The sequence below is a fragment of the Enterovibrio paralichthyis genome, assembly GCF_019209835.1.
Taxonomy (GTDB): Bacteria; Pseudomonadota; Gammaproteobacteria; order Enterobacterales; family Vibrionaceae; genus Enterovibrio; species Enterovibrio paralichthyis.
Window position 1 is genome coordinate 80,391 of the sequence record NZ_JAHUTS010000011.1, and the last position, 25,369, is coordinate 105,759.

General features: G+C 51.6%; 19 protein-coding genes. 12 read left to right on the plus strand and 7 right to left on the minus strand.

Going from position 1 to position 25,369, the window contains the following annotated elements; genetic code table 11:
* Positions 1-5: 5 nt before the first annotated feature.
* The 4 genes from KU854_RS14255 to KU854_RS14270 all read right to left on the minus strand — a co-directional run bounded on the left by KU854_RS14255 (position 6) and on the right by KU854_RS14270 (position 5,873).
* Positions 6-3,050 (minus strand): M66 family metalloprotease, encoded by a 3,045-nt coding sequence (locus KU854_RS14255; protein ID WP_218359150.1) that lies wholly within the window; start codon positions 3,048-3,050, stop codon positions 6-8.
* A gap of 273 nt (positions 3,051-3,323) precedes the next feature.
* Positions 3,324-4,145: a polyphosphate kinase 2 gene (gene ppk2, locus KU854_RS14260; protein ID WP_218359151.1), complete on the minus strand. Its 822-nt coding sequence runs from the start codon at positions 4,143-4,145 to the stop codon at positions 3,324-3,326.
* A 95-nt stretch (positions 4,146-4,240) separates the two neighbouring features.
* Complete coding sequence (locus KU854_RS14265) at positions 4,241-4,978, minus strand: copper homeostasis protein CutC (protein ID WP_218359152.1); 738 nt, start codon at positions 4,976-4,978, stop codon at positions 4,241-4,243.
* Positions 4,979-5,270: 292 nt separating this feature from the next.
* Positions 5,271-5,873 carry a peroxiredoxin C gene (locus KU854_RS14270; RefSeq protein ID WP_218359153.1) on the minus strand — a complete coding sequence of 201 codons (603 nt, stop codon included), beginning with the start codon at positions 5,871-5,873 and terminating at the stop codon, positions 5,271-5,273.
* Between the two features lie 130 nt (positions 5,874-6,003).
* On the opposite strand from KU854_RS14270, the gene KU854_RS14275 reads away from it, so the two are divergent.
* The 4 genes from KU854_RS14275 to KU854_RS14290 all read left to right on the plus strand — a co-directional run bounded on the left by KU854_RS14275 (position 6,004) and on the right by KU854_RS14290 (position 14,072).
* Positions 6,004-6,900, plus strand: a complete 897-nt coding sequence (locus KU854_RS14275; protein ID WP_218359154.1) for a hydrogen peroxide-inducible genes activator — start codon at positions 6,004-6,006, stop codon at positions 6,898-6,900.
* Between the two features lie 694 nt (positions 6,901-7,594).
* Positions 7,595-9,202: a malate synthase A gene (gene aceB / locus KU854_RS14280; RefSeq protein ID WP_218359155.1), complete on the plus strand. Its 1,608-nt coding sequence runs from the start codon at positions 7,595-7,597 to the stop codon at positions 9,200-9,202.
* Positions 9,203-9,236: 34 nt separating this feature from the next.
* Entirely contained in the window at positions 9,237-10,541 is a 1,305-nt protein-coding gene (gene aceA, locus KU854_RS14285) for an isocitrate lyase (protein WP_054779817.1), read from the plus strand.
* 333 nt (positions 10,542-10,874) lie between these two features.
* Positions 10,875-14,072: a chitinase C-terminal domain-containing protein gene (locus KU854_RS14290; protein ID WP_218359156.1), complete on the plus strand. Its 3,198-nt coding sequence runs from the start codon at positions 10,875-10,877 to the stop codon at positions 14,070-14,072.
* A gap of 48 nt (positions 14,073-14,120) precedes the next feature.
* Here the strand turns inward: KU854_RS14290 and KU854_RS14295 are convergent, their stop codons facing one another.
* Both KU854_RS14295 and KU854_RS14300 read right to left on the minus strand, forming a co-directional pair.
* Entirely contained in the window at positions 14,121-14,720 is a 600-nt protein-coding gene (locus KU854_RS14295) for an acyl carrier protein phosphodiesterase (protein ID WP_218359157.1), read from the minus strand.
* A 109-nt stretch (positions 14,721-14,829) separates the two neighbouring features.
* Positions 14,830-15,270: a CBS domain-containing protein gene (locus tag KU854_RS14300; protein ID WP_218359158.1), complete on the minus strand. Its 441-nt coding sequence runs from the start codon at positions 15,268-15,270 to the stop codon at positions 14,830-14,832.
* A gap of 162 nt (positions 15,271-15,432) precedes the next feature.
* Between KU854_RS14300 and KU854_RS14305 the strand changes: the two genes are divergently transcribed.
* From KU854_RS14305 to secF, 7 genes are all read left to right on the plus strand, one after another.
* Positions 15,433-16,437 (plus strand): S1 family serine peptidase, encoded by a 1,005-nt coding sequence (locus KU854_RS14305; RefSeq protein WP_255555568.1) that lies wholly within the window; start codon positions 15,433-15,435, stop codon positions 16,435-16,437.
* Between the two features lie 151 nt (positions 16,438-16,588).
* The gene (locus KU854_RS14310) at positions 16,589-17,590 is read left to right on the plus strand and encodes a S1 family peptidase (protein ID WP_218359159.1); all 1,002 of its coding nucleotides are present in this window, start codon (positions 16,589-16,591) and stop codon (positions 17,588-17,590) included.
* Positions 17,591-17,697: 107 nt separating this feature from the next.
* The gene (gene queA / locus KU854_RS14315; protein ID WP_218359160.1) at positions 17,698-18,753 is read left to right on the plus strand and encodes a tRNA preQ1(34) S-adenosylmethionine ribosyltransferase-isomerase QueA; all 1,056 of its coding nucleotides are present in this window, start codon (positions 17,698-17,700) and stop codon (positions 18,751-18,753) included.
* A gap of 141 nt (positions 18,754-18,894) precedes the next feature.
* Positions 18,895-20,022, plus strand: coding sequence for a tRNA guanosine(34) transglycosylase Tgt (gene tgt / locus KU854_RS14320; protein ID WP_218359161.1), 1,128 nt, complete (start codon positions 18,895-18,897; stop codon positions 20,020-20,022).
* 78 nt (positions 20,023-20,100) lie between these two features.
* The gene (gene yajC, locus KU854_RS14325; RefSeq protein WP_218359162.1) at positions 20,101-20,430 is read left to right on the plus strand and encodes a preprotein translocase subunit YajC; all 330 of its coding nucleotides are present in this window, start codon (positions 20,101-20,103) and stop codon (positions 20,428-20,430) included.
* A 26-nt stretch (positions 20,431-20,456) separates the two neighbouring features.
* Complete coding sequence (gene secD / locus KU854_RS14330; RefSeq protein ID WP_218359163.1) at positions 20,457-22,310, plus strand: protein translocase subunit SecD; 1,854 nt, start codon at positions 20,457-20,459, stop codon at positions 22,308-22,310.
* Positions 22,311-22,322: 12 nt separating this feature from the next.
* Entirely contained in the window at positions 22,323-23,273 is a 951-nt protein-coding gene (gene secF / locus KU854_RS14335) for a protein translocase subunit SecF (RefSeq protein WP_218359164.1), read from the plus strand.
* 308 nt (positions 23,274-23,581) lie between these two features.
* On the opposite strand, the gene suhB is transcribed toward secF, so the two are convergent.
* Positions 23,582-24,385 carry an inositol-1-monophosphatase gene (gene suhB / locus KU854_RS14340; protein ID WP_054779821.1) on the minus strand — a complete coding sequence of 268 codons (804 nt, stop codon included), beginning with the start codon at positions 24,383-24,385 and terminating at the stop codon, positions 23,582-23,584.
* 218 nt (positions 24,386-24,603) lie between these two features.
* Between suhB and trmJ the strand changes: the two genes are divergently transcribed.
* Positions 24,604-25,335, plus strand: coding sequence for a tRNA (cytosine(32)/uridine(32)-2'-O)-methyltransferase TrmJ (trmJ, locus tag KU854_RS14345; RefSeq protein ID WP_218359165.1), 732 nt, complete (start codon positions 24,604-24,606; stop codon positions 25,333-25,335).
* The last annotated feature ends 34 nt before the right edge of the window (positions 25,336-25,369 follow it).

The window sequence follows — 25,369 nt, forward strand, 5'->3', positions numbered from 1 at the left end:
ATGGATTAAAGCTTCAGCCAGGCATCCTGCCAGTATGGTGAGCGACTCGGCTCATAGCTTGGGTTGCTGCACCAGCCTGAATTTGGCCACGGTTTGCACTGGTAGAGCTTTTTGTTGTGCGCCCTGACAATATCCCCGGCCTGATAGGCTAAACCTGCCTCGTAATCTGGGTATTCACCCGGAACAGGAGGAGTAATGTCCGGCTCCTCGGTATCAGGCGCACCGCAGCTGGTGTCGTCTGTTTGTTTCCATACGCCCCATTCACCCGTGGTACCCGGCTCTTCGCCTTTGGTCCACCAACCGGCCAGCCAAACAGTGCCTTGGTGCGAAACTTTATCACCGCCCACGTATGTTGCCTTTTTCTCCCAGTTGGCAATACAAACCGCACTTGCTTCCACGGTTACGATGCGAGTGACGGAGACTGTCTGCCCCTCACTGTCTGTCACACTGTAAGTCAGCACATAGTCGCCCGGTGTTTGGGTGTCCACGCTGCCTGAAACAACAATGCTGGCGGTAATGTCACCGTCTTCTGCATCAAATGCCTGAATGCCATCCAATGGATTGAATGCATCGCCCTGTTGCAGGGTAATGTGCTCTGCGCCTGTGAGAGTCGGCGCCTCGCCAAGCTCTGTGGTAACAACGCCTGCCTTCAGTTCGACGGTTGGCGCGGTAATGGCAGTGCTCGCCAGCAGCTGGTTATCACAGAAAAGTTCAGCGCGGTAAGGGATGAGCGCCGTTTCCACATTGACATGGAAGCGGTTCATCAGGCCTTCCTTAAAGCGGCGGTTGTGCAGGTTGAATGTCTGGGTGCCGCCTTGTTGGGTAAGGACATTCAGCTGGCATGACGATGTCGTAAAGTTATCTGCATACACTGCACCGTAAGCGCCGTGCAGCGCAGGGTAGATGTAGCTTGGCAGTGAGTTGGTAGGATCGTAATAACCGACCAAGGTGGTGACAGCAATGCCCTGTTTCGTTGCAATACGTGGCACGGTTTTGTCGATGATATCTTTTTCCACTTCCATCCATTGACCCGCTTCAAAACGGTAGGCGTACTTGGTGCCGTTGACCAGAAGTTGGGATTGATCGCCGAAGTAAATGTGGGAGTTGTAGCCTGCTGAGGAGCTGAATACCACGACCTTGCCTTCGAAACTGCTATCTGCAGGCAGGTAGAATTCACGCGCCCAATAGCCGTTTCCGGTGTTGATGCGCACTGCATCGGCGTCTTGGAACAGTTCGTGAAACTTGCGGCTATCCGCGCCAAATTGGCTCAGGGTATTGTTGTCGCTGACAGTCACTATGTTGTAGGCCAAATCGTCCTTCACATTGTGCTGCCAAGGTTCCATACGCTGACTTTCCGGGTTCCATTTGCTGAAACCGGTTGGAGAGGCTGGGTCGAAATTAGCTTTGCCTTCAAGGAAGTTCTGGAACACGTTCAGTTCATAAGGGGTGTGGAGCGTGTACTCGTTGCCTTTCGGATGAAGCGGCCAGCCGCCCGCCATGGTGCCCTTGCCAAAACTGTGTCCTGAAAACGGCTCTGCGCATTGGCCTTCGTAGCACGTTGAGCCGTTGGTTCTGGCTTTGCTCAGGTTAGGCAGGAAAGTGTTGGTAAACAGATCCCAACCCCAGGTGGAATTGATGTTGGTAGAGCTGTTGTGCACTGAGCCTGCAAACCCACCCAGATAGTGGGCTTCTGCGTGTGTGCCTGCGCCAAATTCATGGCCGACTTCGTGGCTGAACTCATTGCCGGTTGAGCTGACGACTGAAGCGACACCTGCATAAGAGCCGAGCAGCCCGTGGTTGATAATGCCGTTGCTGTAATTGCCCCGTGAGTTATTCACCGTCACCTGTGCGGCGAAGTAAGGTGCGCTGATGTTCCACTGCGAGCCGTTCATCACATCGGCGCTATGTACGCCGTAGTTGGCACTGTTGATACCGGCGGAAATCAGCTCGCGGGCAATGCGGTAGTGGGAATCACTGCCGTAGGCGTCGGCTTTACTTGGGTCGACATCGACCAGTAACCTGCCGTCCGGCAACATGATTTCTTCGAGGTGGATCGGCGCGTAAGGGTTGACGATAAGCTTGCTGATTTGCAGGGACTGGAAGTAATCGCGGTGCAGGTTTTCATCAGTCATAAAGCGGAATTCACCGCGTGGTTCGGTCAGCAGGCCCACATCTACCGTGTTCATGATAAGCGTCGTGTTTGCGCCAACTTTTATTCCTTCAACCACGCCTTCCTGATTGCCGTCATTGAACGTCAGGCTAAAGCCCGGTTCAACCGCTTCGGCAGGCAAAATGCCGGTGTAGGCTTTATCGCTGTATGCCAGTTTGCTGTAATCAAGATCAGATTGGGCAACCCAGTCGCCACCGACATTGTTGTAGGTAATACGGTTGCCTGAGGAAAGTGTGTCGATGCCATGAGTGTAATGAATACGCGAGTTGTATCCGGCCTGCGAAGAGAAAGTAATGATCTTTCCATCAAGCTCTGCGCCTTCTGGCAACATAAAGTCGTAGGCAAAGTTACCGTTACTGGTTGCGATTTCTACTGTGTCATGTTCGATCAGCAGGGCTTTGAAAGCCGCCTTTCCTGATTCGTAGGCGATGGCGTCGATAGCCTGCTGTGAAGCAATACGGTGGGCGTAGCTGTCTGGCACAACAAGGTCTAGATCCACGTCAATTTGGCCTGTGAGTTTTGGCTGTGCAGAAGGCTGGCGCATGGTTGCCCGGTGCACTTCTTCACCCTCGCGGTTTTTTACCACGACAGAGATGTTTTTACCTACTAGCGCCTCACTGTCTTTAGGCTCGAAGATGACCAACGCTTTGCGCAAGGCAACAAGGTGCGGCTGGCGATCGCCGTCAATACCATGCACAGTCGGTACGATCACACTCTGCGCCATACTGACACTGGCGGCGAGGGTGCCCTGCGTATCTGACGGAAGCGATTTTTGGTTAAAGTAGACGGTTTGGGTGCTTTGCGTTTCTGCAAAGACTGCCTGAGTGCTCATGCCAGTAAGAAGGGCAGGGATCAGGCAAGCCAAAAGTTTCTTGCTCATATGCTGATTGTTGCTCTGGTTAATAGGAAGGGGCGGGAATATATAGAGGGATGAATAAGTTAGTGATCAAAACAAGCGGTTATTTGAACCAGTGCCTCAAATCAAAACGCTAAATTGGCAGCAGGCGCACTGCAGTGACAATTTTTCGGCGATTTTTCGAGGAAATTCAAGTAATTGACGCTGTCAAGAAAGGAAGGCGAAACGAAATAAAATCCATACAAAACAAAAGGAAGCGCCATTCCATAGGGACGCTTCCTTTGCAAGAGGTGGTTTTCAGCTGAGATCTTCAGTTACATCCGGTACGAAGCTCTGGCTTTCCAATGGTACCCGTACATACCCCTCTTTGTTGATCTCCGGCAATTCGATAGGGTCATATTCAATCGCTTCGTAAGGAATACTTGTAAGCAGGTGTGAAATACAGTTCAGGCGTGCCCGCTTTTTATTGTCGGCTTCAACTACCCACCAGGGGGATTCTTTGGTGTCGGTAAAGGCAAACATCTTGTCTTTGGCTTCGCTGTATTCCACCCAGCGGCTGCGGGATTCCAAATCCATCGGGCTGAATTTCCAGCGTTTCATGGGGGTGGTGATGCGTTCGCTGAAGCGTTTTTCCTGTTCCTCGTCGGAAACTGAAAACCAGTACTTAAGCAAGATGATGCCAGAGCGTTGCAGCATGCGCTCGAACTCGGGACAGGTACGCATAAACTCTTCGTACTGGTCATCGGAGCAAAAGCCCATGACCCGTTCTACACCGGCGCGGTTGTACCAGCTACGGTCAAACAGGACGATTTCGCCTGCGGCTGGAAGGTGGGAAACATAGCGCTGGAAATACCATTGGGTGCGTTCACGTTCTGTGGGTTTATCCAGCGCGACAATGCGGCAAACACGGGGGTTGAGCTTTTCGGTAATGCGTTTGATGACGCCGCCTTTCCCTGCGGCATCGCGCCCTTCAAACACCACCACCACTTTCAAGCCTTTCAGCTTCACCCACTCCTGCAGTTTGACCAGCTCGGTTTGCAGTTCCGCAAGCTTGTTTTCGTAGGCTGATTTGGAGAGTTTTTTGGATTTTTTGTCTTTGGGCGTGTTGGAATCTGCCATCGTACCGCTTCCTTTCGTTGGTCTTATTTTCACCGTAGAAAGTGAGGGGGATGTTTGCAATCCCCCTTTTGGAAAAGTGCGATGCTGGCTGGTGGTCAGGCGCGGATGGCGGCAATGGTCTGGGCGATTGTCTCAGGGTTGGTAACAGTGATCGCGAAATCAGAGTCACCGCTGCCCATGGTGGCTTTCTCGTTGCGGTAGCTCATCAGGGAGTTGCGCACTGTTTTGCCTGAAAGGTGAATTTCGGTAACGCCGGTTTGTTCGATGATGCGCTTGGCGTTATCCGGTGAAACACCTGCGCCCGGCATAATACTGAGTCTGCCTTGGGTAAAAGCGACCATTTCTTTGAGGGTACCAATACCTTCGTCAGCGCGTTTGGCAAGGCCAGAGGTGAGAACGCGCTCAACGCCATGGGACATCAAAAACTCCAGCGCATCGAACGGCGCTGAGCAATGGTCGATGGCGCGGTGGAAAGTCATCCCCATGCCGGAAGCGGCCTTCACCATGTCGGCAACGACAGTCTCATCAATTCTGCCGTCTGCTTTCAATGCGCCGATCACCACACCATTCAGGCCAGCCTGCTTGGCGGTATGGATGTCAGCCAGCATGATTTCAACGTCGTCACTGTTGTAGAGAAAATCTCCTTCGCGTGGGCGGATAATGCCGTAAACCGGAATGCCTGATATGCGCGCCGCCTGTTTCATGTAGCCTGCGCTGGCGGTTAACCCGCCTGTCGCCAGTGAACTGCAAAGCTCAATGCGCCCAGCACCAGCTTTTTCGGCAATTGGAAGGGATTCAATACTATCAATACACACTTCGACCAACACAGACATACAACTCTCCTTGCAAATGGGAGACTCATCATCAACGAGTTAGCGGTGGAATTGAAGCGGTGGGGGTGTAAAAGTTTGGTAAAAGTTGGTTAAGAGCGGGAAGAGCAGGACCTATAAAGTCCCTTTGAAACTCTGAAGTGCGGGCTTAATCAAGAGGTGGTGAACCACCAAATCTCTGAGGCTCAAATACAAAAAGGGCCCGGTGGTCCGGGCCTCAATTTTATTTTTATAGCTGACTTTTGGCTTTACGCTTACGCGTTAGGGGGAAACTGCGCGAGCAGCTTGCCAAAACTTACAGGTCTTCAGTGTGCTCAGACAGGTAAGCTGCAACGCCTTTAGGAGATGCGTCCATACCTGCTTTACCTTTTTCCCACTGAGCTGGACATACTTCGCCGTGCTCTTGGTGGAAGTTCAGAGCGTCAACCATGCGCAGCATCTCGTCGATGTTACGGCCCAGTGGCAGGTCGTTAACGACTTGGTGACGAACCATGCCGTCTTCGTCGATCAGGAAAGAACCACGGAAAGCAACGCCTGCTTCTGGGTGCTCAACGTCGTATGCTTTGCAGATTTCGTGCTTAACGTCCGCTACCAGTGGGTATTTAACTTGGCCGATACCGCCGTTGTCCACTGGAGTGTTACGCCATGCGTTGTGAGAGAACTGAGAGTCGATTGAAACACCGATAACTTCTACACCTTTCTCTTGGAAATCAGCGTGACGCTTGTCGAATGCGATCAGCTCAGAAGGACATACGAAGGTGAAGTCCAGTGGGTAGAAGAAAAGAACTGCTTTCTTACCTTTAGTGAACTCTTTCAGGTTGAAGTTTTCTACGATCTCACCATTGCCCAGAACTGCTGCTGCAGTGAAGTCTGGTGCTTGACGGCCTACTAGTACCATTTCTCAGCTCCTAAAAATGTTTAATTATCAGGCTTAAACGCCCTGATTCATCTATGAACGGGACAAACTATAATGGAACTGCTAGATTGGAAAAAGCGGATTTAACAGATTAACACAATCGGAAAAATCGATGACAAAATTCCCTTCTCTCAAACAACTCCATTATTTGGTCACACTGTATGAAACCCGCCATTTTGGCGAGGCTGCCAAACAGTGTTTCGTTAGCCAGTCTACACTAAGTTCCGGCATACAGAACCTTGAAGAACTGATTGGATCTCAGCTTATTGAGCGCGATAACAAAACCTTGGTTTTTTCCGCGATAGGCGAAGATGTGGTATCCCGCAGCCGTGAGATTCTGGCACGTAGTCAGGATCTGATGGAGCTGACGCAAGTCAGTGAAAAGCCGATGCAGGGCAACCTGCGGCTGGGCTGTATCCCCACCATTGCCCCCTTCCTGTTGTGTGATTTGGTGCAGGCGGTCAACCGGCAATATCCCGAACTGCATCTATTGCTGCGTGAAGACACCACCGCCAACCTGCTGACCGCACTGAAAAGCGGCGAGATGGATGTGCTGATCTTGGCATTGCCGGTTGAGATTGGTGGCATGCAAAGCCGTATTGTGGGTAAAGACGTTTTCAAAATGGTGCTCAATACCACGCAGGCTAAAAACGTCAATGTGCCTGTGAGATATGCCGACCTTCCTGATGAATCAGTGTTTTTGCTGGAGCGGGAACACTGTCTGACTGATCATGCCGTGTCTGCGTGCCAACTTACTTCATCGGAAAAGATAAACCCTTTCACAGCAACCAGTTTGCACACTCTGGTGCAGATGGTCGCGAATGGACTGGGCACTACCTTCCTGCCGCAAATGGCGATCAACCATGGGTTAATTGATAACCTGGACTTGGTTGTGGTTGAGCCGCCTGGCCGCGAAGCCTACCGGGAGATCGGTCTGGTCTGGCGTCCGACGTCGAGCCGTAAGGCGACATTTGAGCAGTTGGCCGATTTGGTGGAAACCCTGCTGTAACTTAAAAACGCAGTGGGTGGGCTGGGGATTATTCATTCTGTTTCGGCGTGACAACGCCTGAAAATGATGAAATTTCCCCAGTTTTTTCAATATGCTTTAGTACTTTTTGGTATTCGCAATAACTTTGGTCGAATCATCCTCTTATTTCCCTCTTTTTAGATTTTAATTTTGTTTACAATTTTGTAACCAATATGCATTCCTGAAATTAAATTCTGTCGGAATGCCGACATTTTTTTTATCAATTATTAATCACTTAATCTGCATAACTGTTTCTCTGTCACAAAATCAAATGATGTTATCTTTTTGTAATAAAAAGATTTTCTGCACAAATTCCATACAGGTGCTACGTTTAAAACATGCCGTACAAATATTCGGTGTGTTAGTTGTTTGTGTAATTTAATTTCGTAAGTGGTTACAAAAATCACTCCAAAGGATGAAAAGGTCACAAACCGTATAACCCTCTAAGATTCGTTTTAATTTAGTGTTTTGAGTTAAAACTCTATATTTTTTAAATTATTGAAATATATACAAATATAAGAATTAATACTTAAGTCTAACCTTGGCTTAGGTGTTGACGCACAAAAAGAAATACGCCAGCTTAATGGGGTGTTTCGGCGATGTGAATGTATTCGAAGCAGTAAGGGATTATTGAGTACCGTTGTGATTTAGTTACAAATGGAAATGGAGGCCTTTTATGGGATCACAAGCACAACACGCTTTTAAGGAGTTATCGTTCGTTCCGCCGATCACTGAGAAAGAATCTGATGTGCTAACTGATGATGCGCTGGCGTTTATTCATCAATTGGCAACGCGATTTGCACACCATGTGCCTGAACTGTTGGCGGCTCGAGAAGCGAGACAAGCCAAATTTGATGCCGGTGCCTTGCCTGACTTTCTCTCTGAAACGGCTGATATCCGTGAAGGGGATTGGACAATCCGTGGCATTCCCGCTGATCTTCAGGATCGCCGTCTCGAAATCACCGGCCCGCCTGAGCGAAAAATGGTTATCAATGCCCTGAACGCTAACGTGAAAGTGTTCATGGCAGACTTCGAAGATTCATTCTCTCCGGTTTGGGGACCTGTGCTGCAAGGCCAGCGCAATCTCACCGACGCCATTGCGCGTACGATTTCCTACGAAAACCCCGGCAACGGAAAAAAATACGCGTTGAATGATGACCCCGCGGTTTTGATTTGCCGTGTCCGTGGCCTGCACCTGAAAGAAAAGCATGTCCTGCTGGATGGCAAGCCTATTCCCGGTGCTCTTTTTGATTTCGGGCTTTATTTCTACCGCAACTACAAAGCGCTGCTGGCGAGTGGCTCTGGCCCGTATTTCTATCTGCCGAAGCTGCAGGCGCACCAGGAAGCGGCGTGGTGGAATGATGTGTTCTGTTTTGCCGAAGACGAATTCGGGCTGGATCGCGGCACTATCAAGGCGACGGTGCTGATTGAAACGCTGCCTGCTGTGTTCGAGATGAACGAAATCCTTCATGCGCTGAAAGACCACATTGTGGCGCTTAACTGTGGCCGCTGGGATTACATCTTCAGCTACATCAAAACCTTCCGTAATCATCCGGACCGTGTGTTGCCAGACCGCCAGGTCGTGACCATGGAAAAACCTTTCCTCAACGCTTACTCACGCCTGTTGGTGAAAACCTGTCACCGCCGCGGCGCGATGGCGATGGGGGGCATGGCAGCATTTATCCCGTCGAAAGACCCAGAGAAAAATGCCTGGGTGCTGGAGAAAATCAACGCGGATAAATCGCTGGAAGCCAAAAACGGCCACGACGGCACCTGGGTTGCACACCCTGGTTTGGCTGATACCGCGAAAGCCGTCTTCGATGCCGCATTGGGTGAGCGTAAAAACCAGCTGGATGTAATGCGTGAGCACGATGCGCCGATCACTGCCAAGGAGCTGACTGAGCCTTGCGACGGTGACCGCACGGAAGAAGGTATGCGTCACAACATCCGTGTGGCGGTGCAATACATTGAAGCCTGGATCTCGGGCAACGGCTGTGTGCCTATCTATGGCCTGATGGAAGATGCGGCGACGGCGGAAATCTCCCGCGCCTCTATCTGGCAGTGGATCAAACACCAGAAATCACTCAGCAACGGCAAGACCGTGACCGCCGATTTCTTCCGCGCATGTCTCGCAGAGGAAATGGAGGTGCTGAAACAGGAACTTGGGGAAGACGTATTCAACGCAGGTAAATACCAGCAGGCGGCCAGTTTGATGGAGCAACTGACCACCAGTGACGAGCTGGCAGATTTCCTGACGTTATCCGGATACGAATTGCTGGACTAATCAACATACTTGAACATTGAGAGAGGGAAGCACAATGACACTGACAAGACAGCAGCAAATTGAAGCACTGGAAAAAGACTGGGCAGAGAATCCACGTTGGAAAAACGTGAAGCGCACTTACACCGCACAAGACGTGGTCGACCTGCGCGGCTCTTTCCTGACAGAGCACACTATCGCCCAGCGCGGTGCTGACAAACTGTGGGAACTGGTCAACGGCAGCGCGAAGAAGGGCTATGTGAACTGTCTGGGCGCATTGACTGGTGGTCAGGCTGTTCAGCAAGCAAAAGCGGGTATTGAAGCGATTTATCTGTCAGGCTGGCAGGTCGCGGCTGACAACAACACCGCATCTTCTATGTATCCGGATCAGTCACTGTACCCAGTGGATTCTGTACCGGCAGTGGTGAAGCGTATCAACAACGCGTTCCGCCGTGCTGACCAAATCCAGTGGTCGAAAGGCGGTTCTCCGGAAGAAGGTACCGATTACTTCCTGCCAATCGTCGCGGATGCAGAAGCGGGCTTCGGTGGTGTGCTGAATGCCTACGAGCTGATGCGTAGCATGATTGAAGCGGGTGCCGCAGGCGTTCACTTTGAAGACCAACTGGCTTCAGTGAAAAAATGTGGTCACATGGGCGGTAAAGTACTGGTACCAACCCAGGAAGCGGTTCAAAAACTGGTTGCTGCACGCCTGGCCGCTGACGTTGCAGGTACCACAACACTGGTGATTGCACGTACCGATGCGAACGCAGCAGACCTGCTCACCTCAGATTGCGACCCATACGATGCAGACTTCATCGTGGGCGAGCGCACTTCTGAAGGCTTCTACAAAGTCCGCGCGGGTATTGAGCAAGCTATCGCACGTGGTCTGGCTTACTGCCCATATGCAGATTTGGTGTGGTGTGAAACCGCGAAGCCTGATCTGGAAGAAGCGCGTCAGTTTGCTGAAGCTATCCACGCGAAATTCCCGGATCAACTGCTGGCGTACAACTGCTCGCCATCGTTCAACTGGGAGAAAAACCTGGACGCAGAAACCATTGCCAAGTTCCAGCAAGAGCTGTCAGACATGGGCTATAAGTACCAGTTCATCACCCTCGCCGGTATCCACAACATGTGGTACAACATGTTCGATCTGGCACATGCTTACGCGCAGGGTGAAGGTATGCGTCACTACGTGGAAAAAGTTCAGCGTCCTGAATTTGAAGCTGCAGAGCGTGGTTACACCTTCGTTGCTCACCAGCAGGAAGTGGGCACCGGCTACTTCGATAAGATGACCAACGTGATTCAAGGTGGTAATTCATCAGTCACAGCACTGACTGGTTCTACCGAAGAAGAGCAGTTCTAAACAAGCAAGACTCCTAGCTGTTCAGGGGCTTCCCGAGCCCCCGTTTTATCCACGCATTTGGGCGGCCTTTGGCCGCTTTTTTTATTTTCGGCGTATTTTTACGCGCCAAGAGCAAATAACACCCAGCCAAACTCCGGCCTTCTACTTGATATTTCAGGAAAAATCACCTGTCTTTCTGTGAACTTTTTGTCATACAGATCAAAAATGTGTGCTTCAGTCCACATTTTTAAAGTTTTCCTAGTCCGTATTAAATCTGTGGATATATTGCGCGCAAACGAAAAAGAGCAATTAGCTCAATAACTTCTCCGTAATTTATATATCTAGGACAAGAAGATGCAGACACCGGGTCACAAGACGGGTAAGCGCTTTGCGCTATCGATCGTAGCAGCGTCATGCTTGCTGGCGTTCCAGGCGCAAGCAGCTGTGGATTGCTCTGGCATTGCAGAGTGGAATGCCTCCGTTGCTTACAATGGCGGCGCAGAGGTTCAAAAATCAGGCGTGGTTTACAAGGCAAACTGGTGGACGCAGGGTAACGATCCGGTTCAGCATTCAGCGCCTTACATGGAATGGACCAAAGTTGATGTCTGCTCTGGCGATGGTGGCACCGATCCCGAACTGCCAAACGAAGCGCCGACAGTGGCATTTACAGCACCTACTGCGGGCAGTGAGTTCACCGTCGGTGATGCAGTTTCACTGAACGTCAACGCTGCGGATAGCGACGGCGCCATTGCGAAAGTCGAGTTTGCTGTAAACGGCACCACCATTGCGACGGTAAACCGTGCACCTTTCCAGACCGTTTGGACAGCAACCGAAGGCAATCAAACCATTACCGCCACCGCGTTTGATAACGAAGGTGCAACGGCTGTAGCCACTACCTCTGTGACTGTTAAGCCAGAAGTGGTTGAGCCAGAAAACCAACTGCCAACTATTGAGCTTGCTGTGTCCAGCACCAGCATCAAAGTCGGTGAGAGTGTCACTCTTGATGCCACCGCTGCTGATGCCGACGGTTCCATTGCGAAAGTGGACTTCTTTGCCAACGGCGTGCTGATCGGCACCCGCGCAACGGCACCTTACTCATTGGCGTGGACATCAACCGCCGCTGGTAATGTGACCTTCCATGCCCGTGCAACAGACAATGAAAACGCTACCCGCGATTCACTGAAAAAAGTAGTGAAGGTGCAGGGTGATGACACCGGTGGCATCGTTGAAAACTGCCGCCCTGAAGGCCTGTACCAGACGGAAGGCGTGAACGTGCCGTACTGTTCTGTGTATGACAAGGACGGCCGCGAGATGCTGGGTGACGATCACCAGCGCCGCGTGATTGGTTACTTCACCTCATGGCGTACCGGCGACAACCCTGCAACCGGTAAATTCCTGGCTAACGACATTCCTTGGGACAAGCTGACCCACATTAACTATGCCTTCGTCAGTATCGGTCAGGACGGCCGTGTAAACATCGGTGACGTGAACGATCCGAACAACGTGGCTGTGGGTAAAACCTGGCCGGGTGTGGACATCGATCCTGAGCTTGGCTTTGCCGGCCACTTTGGTGCACTGGCGACTTACAAGAAGCGCTACGGTGTGAAAACCCTGTTCGCCGTTGGCGGCTGGGCGGAAACCGGTGGTCACTTTGATGTCAACGGCGATCGCGTGGCAGACGGTGGTTTCTACACCATGACTACCAATGCTGATGGCAGCGTCAATCATGCCGGTATCGAGAAGTTCGCGGAATCTGCCGTTGAAATGATGCGTAAATACCAGTTCGACGGTATCGACATCGACTACGAATACCCGACCAGCATGGGTGGTGCAGGTAACCCGATGGATGCAGAGTTCTCTGAAGCCCGTCGTCCATACCTGATGCGCTCTTACAACGAGCTGATGCGCGTATTGCGTGAGAAACTGGATCAGGCATCTGCAGCAGATGGCACCCACTATATGCTGAGCATCGCGTCGCCTTCATCGGCGTACCTGCTGCGCGGTATGGAAAACTTCGAAGCGCTCAAGTACCTGGATTACGTCAACATCATGTCTTACGACCTGCACGGCTCGTGGAACGAATATGTTGGTCACAACGCGGCACTGTTTGACACCGGCGAAGATGCCGAGCTGGCACATTGGGGCGTTTACGATGAAGCACAATACAAGGGCGTGGGCTACCTGAACACCGACTGGGCGTTCAACTATATGCGCGGTGCGCTGCAATCTGGCCGCATCAACATTGGTGTGCCTTACTACAGCCGCGGCTGGCAGGGTGTAACCGGTGGTGAAAATGGTCTGTGGGGCCGAGCGCCACTGCCGAACCAAAGCGCGTGTCCGGAAGGCACAGGCGGTACCGGTGGTAAGTGCGGTGATGGCGCAATGGGCATCAACAACCTGTGGCACGATCTGGATGCCAACGGCAATGAGATTGGCGCGGGTGTGAACCCGATGTGGCACGCGATGAACCTGCAAATCGGCCGTCAGGGCAGCTATACCTTCACCAACAGTATGGACCCGGAAAACAACCCTGATCATCAGGTTCGCGGTACTTACAGCCGTCATTACGACGAGGTGGCTGGCGCGCCTTGGCTGTGGAATGCCGAGCAGAAAGTGTTCCTGTCGACTGAAGACAAAGCGTCTATCGCCAACAAGGCTGACTATGTCGTCGATAAAGGCATCGGCGGTGTGTTGATTTGGGAACTGGCGGGCGACTACAGCTGTTACGAGCTGGGTGCAAACGGTGAGCGCGGCGCGAAAGACCCTTCAGAGCAAGCGTGTCTGACCGGCCGTGGTGAGTACTACATGGGTGATACCCTGAGTGCGACCATGTACGACAAGTTCAAGAATGCAGAACCTTACGGCAACAAGCGTGCAGTACGTGACATGCCGGCGCAGGCAGTGAACATCACTGTGTCTGTGGGCGGTTACAAAGAAGGTGATCAGAACTACCCGATTAACCCGAAAGTCACCTTTACCAACAACACAGGCGCGGCGCTGCCGGGCGGTACCGAGTTCCAGTTCGACATCCCGACTTCCACGCCGGATAATGCAATGGATTGGTCAGGCGCGAAACTCTCGGTGGTGGAATCGGCGCACAGCCGTGATAACAACGTGGGCGGTATGGACGGTGAAATGCACCGCGTCTCGTTCAAGTTGCCACAATGGTCTGACGTAGCGGCGGGTGAAACTTACGAGCTGGACATGGTGCATTATCTGCCAATCTCTGGCCCAGCCAATTACACAGTGATCATCAACGGCACTGAGTATGCGTTCGCATTCGAATACCCAGAGTTGCCTTTGGCAGACCTGGATGACGAAACTACGAACCCGGGTCCAAACCCAGGCCCAAACCCGGATCCAAGTGACTGTGACACCACAGGTGTGAACGTGTACCCGAACTGGCCTCAGGTTGACTGGGCAGGTAACCCTGATCACGCAACCGGCGGTGACCGCATGGTTCACAACGGCGCGATGTACGAAGCAAACTGGTGGACGAAAGCCGAGCCAGGCAGTGACGGCAGTTGGACGAAAGTGTGTTCAGTTAACTAAGCCTATGGTTTAGATAAAACGATGAAGGGTCACTGCGGTGGCCCTTTTTCATGCTTGTTGTTTCCGGAACTGCAGGGCGGCTTGCAGTACATCTTCATAAATCGGCACAAATGCATCGAGGAGCGGTTGGCGGTACGTAAGCAGGGTGTCTGCGGTCTCTGCCAGCGGCGCCATACGAGGGCTGCGCGTTGACATGCGTTGCAGTACAAAGGGCAGGGTGTGTATATCCTGATAAGACTCAATCCAGCCTTCGCGCCACATCCTTGAAGAAAGGCGAAGATAGTTTTCGGGCAATGGATAGTTTTCCTGCCTGGCGGCATCTACACATGCATCCTCAGCATTTTCAATAAACCGGGAGAAGGCGTCTGAGCTGAAATGTTGCCAGTGGTGCACCAGCGCATGATCCCAGAAGATATCCAGTGCAATGGCACTGAAACGATACAAAGATTTGGGAAACAGTGAGCGGCAGGATTGGATAGCAGGCAGGTTGTCGATGTAACTGTCTACGAATCGATGGAGGTAGATAGCTTGGGTGGTATCGGGATTAAACCGCCCATCAGGTTTACCCCGCACAAAGTCTGCCAACAAGTTACCCATTAACTGACTGTTGCAGCGTTTGGCAATATGCAGGTGTGCCAGATAGTTCACTCGCCTTCAACCTCAATCCGTAATGTGGAAGGCGTAGCCTAAGCTTAATTTGCACCCGCTTTCAATCATTCAGGCGGTTTGATCGTGTTTCCTTTTTCTAGCCAGCCGGTTATTCATCCTCTTCCAATGGTTCAGCTTCTTCCTGAATCTCCAGCAAATTGATGGCGATAGCCACGAAGTCAGTATCCGTAATAATGCCCACCAGTTTTTCTTTCTCAACCACAGGCAAACAGCCGATTTTATGTTTCTGCATATAAAGAGCGGCCGCTTTCAAGCCTGCGCAGGGTGAGACGGTGTAGAGCGGACGGTCGAGAAAGCGTGCCAGTTCTGCCTCCATGGGCTCGTTGTCCCCGACGGCTTTTTCCAGACTGGAACTTTGTGCTGCCAGAACATCCCTTTGTGTCACTAGCCCAAGCAGGTGGTCATCTTCGCCGACGATGGGAATGTGACGGATTCGGTGTGAATCCATCAGGCGCTTTGCCTCAGATATCTTATGCTTAGAGGTAAGGGTGATGGGGTCTGAGCTCATCATATCCTGAACGGTAAACATAGTGCCTCCGGTTCTCTCAGGTTGAATGTGTATATATCGAATGTAGCCAAAAAAGCGGGCAGTTTAGGTGACCGCTTTCAAAGTTCAGCCGGGTTGAAAGGAGCAAAGACTCCTAACTTGAGAGAAGGCAGGCAAGCGCTTCACATTTTCCGGGGATTGCGTATGAAAAGCATGAAAGGGATAGCTCTTCTGGTTTTGGGAGCGGCCGGAATTGCTCAGGCCGCAGAACGTGCGCCTAGGGTTGTCGGTGGCAGTGATGCACTCATATCTGATGCCCCCTGGCAGGCGTATGTGCGCATTGGCAGTGCTTACTGCGGTGGGGTGGTGATTGCTAACCGCTGGATTTTGACGGCAGCCCATTGTCTGGATACGGCCGGTGACAATGACGCCTTTGATCTAGCGTCTGCCAATGATGTGTCTGTATATACCGGCACGGCGGAAATTAATGGCGTCGGGTTTGCCGATTTTCAGTCTAGTGTTGCAGCCATCTATGCCAACAGCAACTACGACAAAACCACGTTTTCCAATGATATTGCGCTGATCAAGCTCTCCACCGATATCCACGCCAACGCGTCTGCCGTGCAGTTGGCCGATTTGACGGTTCAGGCCGATGTCGATGCTACGGCCAACCTTTCCAACAACGACTTACAGCTCACCGGGTGGGGATTTACCAATGCTAACCGCACCGGTTATACCGACACTTTGCAAAAGGCTGCCCTTTCAACGGTCAGTGATGCCACTTGCGCGTCAGACTGGGGGACGACGGTCAGTGGCGTGTCCAATTACCAGAAAAAGTATTTTTGTGCTGAAGCGCCCGGGAAGGGGGCATGTAATGGTGACTCCGGTGGCCCGTTGGTCTGGTTTGACCCATCCCGCGCAGGGGATGCAGATGGCGGGGCGACGCTGGTGGGGCTGGTCAGCTTTGGTATTGATGCCCAATGCGCATCATCATCGTTTCCTGATGTGTATACCCAGGTATCGAACTATTCAAGTTGGATAAGCACCTGTCAGGCGGGCAACTGTGCGGCTGAAACGTCGAATGTCACAATCTTCTCCAAATCAGACGGAGGCGGTGGCGGGTTTGGAAGCATGACGTTGGGGTTCTTACTGCTCGCTTTTTTGCGACGCTTTTTGCCGATACCAGTAGGAAGAGCAACAAGGCAGTAAACAGGGGACAGATACTTTCGGGTTCTCAATTCTTGCAATTGCGATGTAAAAGCGAGAACCACAGTGCAATCAAGACAGCCTGCGCTTGAGTTGTGAGTCTCAGCCGTTACCTTGGGTGTGTGACGTGATCATGCATCAAGGAGGAAACGTGATGAGGTCAATGTTTTGGATTGCACCGGTGCTGATGCTTGCACAGGCAGGAACATCGATTGCCGAAGAAAATGTGCGCGCACCACGCATCGTTAACGGCTACTCGGAAGATATTCAGTACGCACCATGGCAAGTGTTTATCGAGTTTGACAATGGTGACGGTACTTATGACGCGTGCGGCGGATTTGTCATTTCGGATCAATATGTGCTTACCGCAGCGCACTGCGCTGTTGGACATAATGCATCAGCAACAACCGTATACGCTGGCATTGATGATTTGGCGAATATCACTGCTTCTAATGTCATTGATGTGTCGGATGTGACAGTCTATCCGGGATACAGCGCGAGTACACTGACGGGTGATTTGGCGCTGATACGCCTTGCTGACTCCTTGCCTGCCGGCGTTAAACCTATTGGTTTGCTGACGCCGTCAGAACAGATTGATATGGATAACCAGTTTGAGACTGGCCAGCGGAATAACCTCTATGTGGCTGGTTGGGGGGCAACCTCTACCGGAGGTGGTGGCGTCACGCGCTACTTGCTATTTACTTTCCTTAATGGCGTACCGGATGACCAGTGTAGCTGGACGTCTGTGAACGGCGTGTATGATCAGGCCCTGGGTGATGCCCTGGTGTGTGCTAACCAAACCCGCACAACCGGCGTCTGTGATGGCGATTCTGGTGGCGCGCTGGTGTGGCGCGATCCTAACCTTGCCAGTAATTCTGATCTGGGTTACCGCGCTGTCGGCATTGTCAGTTTTTCGAGCGGTACGCTTGGGTGTGGCAGTACCCAGTCAGAAGATGCGTTTACCCAGATCAGTACCTACCTGAACTGGATAGACGGTGAAGTCGGCGGGTACTCTCAGCCTAATCCTAGTTTCAGCCTTGATATATTTGAACCGCCATCGGATAACACCACCAATGACTCTGGTGGTGGTGGTTCACTCGGCTGGCTGTCCCTTATTCCATTGGGACTGCTGACTTTCCGCCGTCGCCTGTCATAACTCCTGACAATTTGCCTGCTGGATTTACAGCGGGCAAACCCCATCTGGCTTGATATTGCAGCAAGGCAGCCTATACTAGCGGGCTGCTGTAGAATGGGGCTTTTTCAATGCAAGTATCCGATTTTCATTTTGACCTTCCAGACGCACTGATTGCGCGTTATCCGCAACCGGACCGCACGGCGAGCCGCTTGCTGCAACTTGACGGCAACAGTGGCGAACTGAGCCACAAACAATTCACCGATATTCTTGAGCTGGTGCAACCGGGCGACCTGATGGTGTTCAACAACACCCGTGTTATTCCGGCTCGCGTATATGGCCGTAAAGCCTCTGGCGGCAAGATTGAAGTGCTGGTGGAGCGTATGCTGGATGACAAATCGATCCTTGCCCATGTCCGTGCATCCAAGCCACCTAAGCCGGGCAACCAGCTTTTCCTGGGTGAAAACGACGAATATGAAGCGGAAATGGTGGCACGCCATGATGCCCTGTTCGAAATCAAATTTACCGGTGAGAAGGCGGTTCTGGATATCCTGAACCAAGTGGGTCACATGCCCCTGCCGCCTTACATCGACCGCCCGGATGAAGATTCAGACAAAGAGCGCTACCAAACGGTTTACAACCAAAAGCCGGGTGCCGTTGCTGCACCAACAGCAGGTCTGCACTTTGATGAAAACATCCTGGCAGCACTGAAAGCCAAAGGTGTGGAAACCGCATTCGTGACCCTGCACGTCGGTGCGGGAACCTTCCAGCCGGTTCGTGTCGACAATATTCTTGACCACGTGATGCATGCTGAATATGCAGAAGTACCTCAGGAAGTGGTGGATGCTGTACTGGCAACCAAAGCGCGCGGTAACCGTGTGATTGCGGTGGGTACCACTTCTGTGCGTTCACTGGAAAGCGCGGCACAGCGTGCCAAGCAGGAAGGCACTGAGCTCAAGCCATTTTTCGATGACACCCAGATCTTCATCTACCCAGGCTACGAATGGCAGCTGGTGGATGCCCTGGTGACCAACTTCCACCTGCCGGAATCGACCCTCATCATGCTGGTGTCGTCATTCGCTGGCTATGACAACGTCATGAAGGCGTATCAGGAAGCGGTGAACCATGAATATCGCTTCTTCAGTTACGGCGATGCGATGTTTGTTACCCGCAAGACTGAGGTATAATCAGCCCCGGACGCTGATAATCACGGCCCCAAGGCGTGACAATCCCCATTTTGACTGGCTGTCAGTGAACGACAGCCAGTTTTGTCTCTGTGCGACAGGCACATTAGCGCCAGACTGTTTCTCTGGCATTTCGGAGGTATCGTGAAATACGAACTGATTAAGAAAGAAGGCCGCGCCCGCCGTGGTCGTCTGGTATTTGAACGCGGCACAGTAGAAACCCCGGCATTTATGCCAGTGGGTACTTACGGCACCGTAAAAGGTATGACGCCGGAAGAAGTGGCGGAAACCGGCGCACAAATCCTGCTGGGTAACACTTTCCACCTGTGGCTGCGCCCTGGTCAGGAAGTGATGCGCGCTCACGGCGACCTGCACGATTTTATGAACTGGCAGGGTCCTATCCTGACAGACTCAGGCGGTTTCCAGGTATTCAGCCTGGGTGCAATGCGCAAAATCACCGAAGAGGGTGTGCATTTCCGTAACCCGGTAAACGGTGACAAGATTTTCATGGACGCGGAAAAGTCGATGGAAATCCAGTACGATCTGGGTTCTGACATCGTGATGATTTTCGACGAATGTACGCCATACCCGGCGACGCACGAAGAAGCGAAAAAATCGATGGAAATGAGCCTGCGCTGGGCACAACGCAGCCGTAACCATTTCGACAAACTGGGCAACAAGAACGCACTGTTCGGTATCGTTCAGGGTTCGGTTTACGAAGACCTGCGCGATGTGTCTGTTGAAGGCCTGACCAACATAGGTTTCGACGGTTACGCTGTGGGTGGTCTTGCGGTTGGTGAGCCAAAAGAAGACATGCACCGCGTACTGGAACACACCTGTCCAAAACTGCCGGAAGATAAGCCACGTTACCTGATGGGCGTAGGTAAACCGGAAGACCTGGTTGAGGGTGTTCGCCGTGGTATCGACATGTTTGACTGTGTAATGCCGACCCGAAATGCACGCAACGGCCACCTGTTTGTGACCGGCGGTGTGATCAAGATCCGCAATGCGAAGCATAAAAGCGATACAACTGCACTGGATCCAGAGTGTGACTGTTACACTTGCCGCAACTACAGCAAGGCGTATCTACATCACCTTGATCGCTGTAATGAAATCCTTGGCGCGCGCCTTAACACTATCCACAATCTGCGCTACTACCAGCGCCTGATGGAAGGTTTGCGTAACGCTATTGACGAAGGTAGATTAGAAGCCTTTGTTGAAGATTTCTATGCACGCCGTGGCCGTGAAGTGCCACCGCTGAAAGAAGACTAAGATGTGTCGCCGCAACGGGATAACCCTGCTGCGGCGAATGTCTGGACAATGTTCATATTAAGACGAGGACGTTACTGAATGTTTATTTCTCAAGCTCATGCAGCAGCAGAAGGCGCACCACAAGGTGGCGGTATGCAGCTATTTATCATGCTTGGCCTGTTTGCCGTTATTTTCTACTTCATGATTTACCGTCCGCAGGCAAAACGTGTTAAAGAACACAAAAACCTGATGGCTTCTATGGGTAAAGGCGACGAAGTTCTGACCGGCGGCGGCCTGGTGGGCAAAATCACTAAAATCTCTGAAGACAACGACTTCATCGTTATCGCACTGAGCGCGAACAACGAAGTGACAATTAAAAAGGATTTTGTGACTGCAGTTCTGCCAAAAGGCACGATTCAGTCGCTGTAAGCCCATCACCATAAAGGATCCTAGCAGTGCTAAACCGTTATCCTTTGTGGAAGTACATTATGGTTGTCGCCGTCCTTTTGATCGGCGCACTTTATGCACTTCCCAATCTTTACGGTGAAGATCCAGCGGTTCAAATCACCGGGGCGCGTGGCGCCTCGGTTGATCTCTCAACTCTGGACACCGTTAAATCAACCCTCGAAAAAGACAAGATTCCTTATCAATCCATCGCGCTCGAAAACGGCACAGTACTGGTTCGTTTTAAAAACACCGATGATCAGATTGAAGCCCGTGACCTGCTGAATGCTGACTTCAAAGAAGCAGGATTGGTTATCGCACTGAACCTTGCCCCTGCAACCCCTGAATGGCTTGAAGCAATTGGCGCCAACCCAATGAAACTGGGTCTGGACCTGCGTGGTGGTGTGCACTTCCTGATGGAAGTGGACATGGACGCTGCAATGGAAAAACTGCTGAGTCAACAGGAAGACACTTTCCGTACAGAACTCCGTGAAGCGAAAATCCGTTACCGTGGTATCCGTGTCGGCGGCGACGACAACATCGAAGTGATGTTGCGTAACGCGAACGAAATGGAAGAGGCGGAACGTGAACTGGCGAAACTGCACCCAGATATGGTGTTTACCACCGATAGCGACCGTTTTGCTGTTTCTGCGAAGTTCACCGAAGCACGTCTGCAGGAAATCCGTAACTACGCTGTTGATCAGAACATCACCATTCTGCGCAACCGTGTGAACGAACTGGGTGTGGCTGAGCCACTGGTTCAACGTCAGGGTGCGAGCCGCATCGTGGTTGAGCTTCCAGGTGTTCAGGACACTGCACGTGCGAAAGAAATCCTGGGTGCTACGGCAACCTTGGAATTCCGCGAAGTGGATGACAGTGCGGATCTTGCAGCAGCTGCTTCAGGCCGTGTGCCTCCAGGCAGTGAAGTGAAGATGACCCGTGATGGCCGTCCTGTCGTGCTGAAAAAGCGCGTGATCCTTGGTGGTTCCAGCATCACAGATGCAAGCTCAAGCTTTGACGAATACAGCCGTCCACAGGTTAACATCTCGCTCGACAGCGAAGGTGGCAGCAAGATGGCGGCATTCAGTAAGAACAACGTTGGCAAGTTGATGGCGACGGTTTTTGCTGAATACAAAGACAGCGGCAAACGTGATGCGAATGGCAAGGTTATCCTGTCCAAGCACGAAGAAGTGATCAACCAAGCGACAATTCAATCTGCGCTGGGCCGTAACTTCCGTATCACTGGTATCGACTCCCAGGCTGAAGCGCACAACCTTGCGCTGCTGCTGCGTGCCGGTGCCCTGATTGCGCCAATCTCTATTGTCGAAGAGCGTACTATTGGCCCGTCTATGGGTCAGCAGAACATCGACATGGGTATCAAGGCGTGTCTGTACGGCTTACTGGCAGTCATGCTGTTTACTGCGGTTTACTACCGTCGTTTCGGTCTGTTTGCGAACGTTGCCTTGCTGGCAAACGTTGTGCTGATCATCGGTGTAATGTCGATGATTCCGGGCGCAACCATGACTCTGCCGGGTATCGCAGGTATCGTACTGACCGTAGGTATGGCGATTGACGCCAACGTACTGATCTTCGAGCGTATCCGGGATGAACTCAATGAGGGACGCAACCCTCAACAGGCGATTCACCAGGGTTATGCGAATGCATTCAGCACCATCGCCGATGCCAACATCACCACCCTTATCACAGCTATCATCCTGTTTGCTGTGGGTACAGGTCCGGTGAAAGGCTTCGCGGTTACGCTGTCTATCGGTATTCTCACCTCTATGTTCACTGCCATTATCGGTACCCGTTGCCTGGTTAACCTGGTTTACGGCGGTAAGCGCATTGATAAATTGTCGATTTAAGGAGGCATTAAAATGTTTCAACTTTTAAAGCCGAACTTTTACTTCGATTTCATGCGCTTGACCAAGCCTGCATATATTTTGTCGGCGCTGATGATTGCCGCCTCGATCTTTACCCTGTCAACCAAATGGCTGAACTGGGGTCTGGATTTCACGGGCGGTACCCTGATTGAAGTAGGGTTCGAAAAACCGGCGGATTTGCCTCAAATCCGTGAAGCACTGGCAGCAAAAGGTTTTGGCGATGCGATCGTACAAAACTTCGGTACTGCACGCGATGTGATGGTGCGCCTGCGTCCTCGTGACGATCTGAAGGGCGAATTGCTGGGTACGCAAATTCTGGACGCTATCAAGGCCGGTACTGGCCAAGAAGTGGAAATGCGCCGTATCGAGTTTGTGGGCCCGAACGTGGGTGAAGAGCTGACCGAAGCGGGCGGCCTGGCGATTCTGGTATCGCTGATCTGTATCTTGCTTTATGTGTCACTGCGATTTGAATGGCGTCTGGCAACCGGTGCAGTAATGTCACTGGCTCACGACGTTATCATTACGCTGGGTATCTTCTCGCTGTTCCAGATTGAAGTTGACCTGACTATCGTTGCAGCACTGCTGACCGTTGTCGGTTACTCGCTCAACGATACCATCGTTGTGTTTGACCGTGTGCGTGAAAACTTCCGCAAGATGCGTAAGGGCGACAGCGCGGACATCATGAACGAGTCAATCTCGCAGACACTGAGCCGTACTATTATCACCTCAGGTACCACCCTGTTTGTGGTAATCGCACTGTTCCTGCAAGGTGGCGCGATGATCCACGGTTTTGCCGCAGCGTTGCTGATTGGTATCACCGTCGGTACTTATTCATCAATCTACGTTGCATCCGCGATTGCTCTGTCTCTGGGTCTGACCCGTGAGCACCTGCTGCCACCACCACCGGTGGACAAAGAAGGTGAAGAGTTCGATGCAATGCCTTAATGGCTAGCTGAAACGGTGAAATAGAAAACGGAGCTGAAAGGCTCCGTTTTTTTATTTGGTGATCGAGATTAAGAGCAGGGAATAGAAAAAGCAGATGGGTAGAAAAAGCAGATAGAGCAGATAGAGCAGATAGAGCAGATAGAGCAGATAGAGCAGATAGAGCAGATAGAGCAGATAGAGCAGATTTTCTCGTGCCTCAACCGGAGAGACAATAACCTTCCAGTCTCCAGTCTCCAGTCTCCAGTCTCAATCGCCCCAAACAAAAACGGCGCCCCGAAGGACGCCGTTTTTATCGAAAGCGAAGAGGCTTATTTCTTCATTGCTTCGTTTGCGTTGTCGCGAATTTTACCCAGGATACCTTTCAGTACTTTAGGGTTAGCAACAACGATGTTGCCTGACTGCATGTAATCAGTACCGCCAGCGAAGTCGGTGCACAATGCGCCAGCTTCACGTGCGATCAGTTCACCTGCCGCCATGTCCCAAGGTTTCAGGCCCAGCTCGAAGAAACCGTCTACACGGCCAGCTGCCGCGTAACACAGATCCAGTGCTGCAGAACCAGTGCGACGGAAGTCTGCACAGTCAACGAACAGTGCGCCAACGACTTTGATGAAACCTTCAGAGTGTTGTTTCGCTTTGAACGGGAAACCAGTTGCCAGGATAGTACCTTGCAGATCTTTCGCCACGCCCACACGGATACGTTTGCTGTTCAGCTGTGCACCAGCACCGCGCTGAGCAGAGAACAGTTCGTTACGCAGTGGATCGTACACACAAGCTACCTCGGTGCGGCCTTTGATGCGCAGCGCGATAGACACAGAGAAGTGTGGGAAACCTTTTACGAAGTTGGTAGTGCCATCCAGTGGGTCGATGATCCATTGGTAATCAGTGTCTTTACCAGTAATAACACCGGCTTCTTCAGTCACGATGTTGTGCTCTGGGTACGACTTCTTGATCACGTCGATGATGATTTGTTCTGCTGCTTTGTCGATGTTAGTAACAAAGTCGTTAGAACCTTTTTGAGTGGTTTCAACGTTATCAGAGTTTTCAGCAGATTTAGCGATAAAATCGCCAGCTTTTCGCGCAGCGCGAATAGCAATGTTTAGCATTGGATGCATACGAATTTCCCAACGGATGTTAAAGAACGGAAAGCGGCGGCGAGTATATCAGAGCTGCGGCAAAAGGGAAGTGGTTATTTTTTGCTCATCTGCTTTTTACACAGGCGCTAAAAAGGGAAAATCAAAAGCTGCTGTGTTAGAATCCCGCGGCTTTATTATCAAATGGCGCCAAGGCGCGGTTTGATTGCTTTTCGTCAACGAATTTCAGTGAACGTTAAATGTTAGATAATATTCGAATTGTGCTGGTCGGCACCACGCATTCAGGCAACATTGGCTCTGCCGCCCGTGCCATGAAAGTGATGGGTCTTAAACACATGGTGCTGGTTGCGCCTGAGTGTAAAGTAGATGGTCAGGCGATCGCACTGGCTGCCGGTGCCAGCGATATTGCTAACAACGCACGTATCGTGGAGACGGTAGAAGAAGCGGTGGCAGATTGTGGTCTGGTGATTGGTACCAGTGCACGCAGCCGTACGCTGGATTGGCCAATGCTGGATTCCCGTGAATGTGGTATCAAGGCGATTGAAGAAGCGCCTCAGCATCCAGTTGCTTTTGTGTTTGGTCGTGAACGCACCGGTCTAACTAACGATGAACTTCAGGCGTGTAACTATCACGTGGCTATCCCGGCCAACCCTGAATACAGCTCTCTGAATCTGGCGATGGCGGTACAAACCCTTTGCTATGAATCACGTATGGCGTGGCTCGACAGCCAGGCTTACAAAGGTGAAGTGAAAGAGCAGGAGTATCCGCTGGCTGAAGATCTGGAACGTTTCTATGACCATCTTGAGCAAGTGCTGGACAACACCGGTTTTATCAATAAGTCCCACCCGGGCATGGTCATGACCAAGCTTCGCCGTTTGTTCAACCGTGCAAGACCTGAGAGTCAGGAACTGAATATCTTGCGTGGTGTGCTTTCATCGGTTGAAAAAAAGATGAAAGAGGCGCAAAAATAACCACTTTACGTCTAGGGCTAAAAGCCTGACTGTT